General features: G+C 67.8%; 2 protein-coding genes and 1 pseudogene. 2 read left to right on the top strand and 1 reads right to left on the bottom strand.

From position 1 onward, the window contains the following. Together AC3XYG_RS41005 and rodA are read left to right on the top strand one after the other, a co-directional pair. Positions 1 to 433: NAD(P)H-dependent oxidoreductase (locus AC3XYG_RS41005; protein ID WP_489145680.1), on the top strand; the 433-nt coding region annotated here is incomplete at its 5' end. A gap of 114 nt (positions 434 to 547) precedes the next feature. Continuing rightward, positions 548 to 1,699, top strand: coding sequence for a rod shape-determining protein RodA (gene rodA / locus AC3XYG_RS41000; protein ID WP_489145679.1), 1,152 nt, complete (start codon positions 548 to 550; stop codon positions 1,697 to 1,699). 59 nt (positions 1,700 to 1,758) lie between these two features. On the opposite strand, the pseudogene AC3XYG_RS40995 reads toward rodA, so the two are convergent. Beyond that, a pseudogene (locus AC3XYG_RS40995) lies at positions 1,759 to 2,054 on the bottom strand (hypothetical protein); the annotation flags it as partial.

Here is a 2,054-nt window from a genome sequence, read left to right as displayed (position 1 = left end):
CTATGGCGTCGGCGAACACAGCGATCGGCGCTGGGGCGACCGCTACGGCGAGGGCAGCCTTGCGGGCAAGCGCGCCATGCTGATCGTGACCGCCGGCGGCTGGGAGGAGCATTACAGCCCCCGCGGGGTCAACGGGCCGATCGACGACCTGCTGTTCCCGATCAACCACGGAATCCTCTACTACCCCGGCTACGACGTGCTGCCGCCCTTCGTGGCCTACAGCGTCGACCGGCTCGACGAGGCCGGTTTCGCGCCCGTGGCCGAGTGCCTGCGCGAGCGGATGCGGACACTCGCGACCACCCCGCCCATTCCCTACCGGCAGCAGAATGGCGGGGATTATCGAATCCCGAGCATGCAGCTCCGCCCCGGGCTGGGCGATCCGGATGCGGCCGGCTTTGCGCTGCATCTGGACGGCAGCAGGGCCGCCGGCTAGGTGGCGCGGGCAAGGCCCTGGCGGTCACACCGCCACATCCCCCGGCCTTGCCCGGCCGCGCCTGCCGGAGCATAGTCCGGCCGCCTTCCCGGTGATGGCGGATTTGCCTGGTACATGAGCAGCTTTCGGACACGCGACGACGCCCCGCACTACACCTTCCTGACCAAGCTCCAGCTGATGAGCTGGGGGCTGGTGATCCTCGTCTGCGCCATCGCTGCGGTCGGGGTCATGCTGCTGTATTCGGCCGGCGGCGGGTCCTGGGATCCCTGGGCCAGCCGGCAGTTGAGCCGATTCGGCAGCGGGTTCGTCGTCATGCTGGTGTTCGCGATGATCGACATCCGGATCTGGATGAAGATCGCCTACCCGGTCTACGCCATCGTCTTCGCCCTGCTGATCGTGGTCCAGCTCATGGGCCATGTCGGCATGGGCGCCGAGCGCTGGATCAATCTCGGCCCCCTGGTGATCCAGCCATCCGAGCTGATGAAGATCGCCCTGGTCCTCGCCCTCGCCCGCTATTTCCACGGCTTCTCGCTGGTCGAGGTGCGCAGCCCGCTGGTGCTGATCGTGCCGCTGCTGCTGATCCTGGCGCCGGTCGGCATGGTGCTGATGCAGCCCAATCTCGGCACCGCCATGCTGCTGGTGCTGACCGGCGGCGCGGTGATGTTCTCGACCGGCGTGCGGCTGTGGAAATTCGCGGTGGCGATCGTGCTCGGCCTGTCGGCGATCCCGGTGGGCTGGGAGTTCCTGCACGACTACCAGAAGAACCGCGTCTACACCTTCCTGCAGCCGGAACGGGACCCGCTCGGCGCCGGCTACAACATCATGCAGTCGAAGATCGCGCTCGGCTCCGGCGCCCTGTTCGGCAAGGGCTTCACCGCCGGGACGCAAAGCCAGCTGATGTTCCTGCCGGAGAAGCACACCGACTTCATCTTCGTGGTGCTGGCCGAGGAATTCGGCATGGTCGGGGCGCTGATCCTGCTGTTCCTCTACACCATGCTGTTCGTCTACGGCCTGATGATCGCGCTGAGCGCCCGCAGCCATTTCGGCCGGCTGGTCGGCGTCGGGCTGACCACGACCTTCTTCCTCTATGTCTTCGTCAATGTGGCGATGGTGACGGGGCTGATCCCGGTGGTCGGCATCCCGCTGCCGCTGGTGTCCTACGGCGGCACGGCGATGCTGACCCTGCTGATGGGCTGCGGCGTGCTGCTGAGCGTCTGGATCCACCGCGAGGTGCGGATCCCGCGCAGCGGCATCACCGATTACTGAGGCTTGGCCGACGGCCGGTTTGGGGCGCTTTAAGATTAACCGAACGATCGGTCAGCCTTTCAGCCTTCGCCGGCTCCGCGCAATGCCGATTGCAGGCGCTTGAGTTCGGCCAGCAGCACCGTGAGCTCGTCGCGCAGCTCGGTGGTCAGGCCGGCGGCGCGGCCATCACCCGCCAGCAGCGACAGCTGCAGCGCATCGCGGGCCGCCGCCGGCTTGGCCGCGGCCTTGCCCTTCGACACCGCGACCGGACGCGGCGGGCCCGATGGCGCGGCGTCCGCGGGAGCGGCGTCGTCGGTCTCGGCCGACTTGCCTTCCTTCAGCAGGCGCTGCACGCCCTTGATGGTGTAGCCCTCCT

This window comes from Inquilinus sp. (assembly GCF_057815775.1).
The sequence above is the reverse complement of the archived record's forward strand: the minus strand, read 5'-3'. Positions and strand labels throughout refer to the sequence as shown.

Excerpts from the sequence above, each read along its gene's own strand:
- rodA (WP_489145679.1), top strand. The coding sequence starts at position 548 with ATGAGCAGCTTTCGGACACGCGACGACGCCCCGCACTACACCTTCCTG.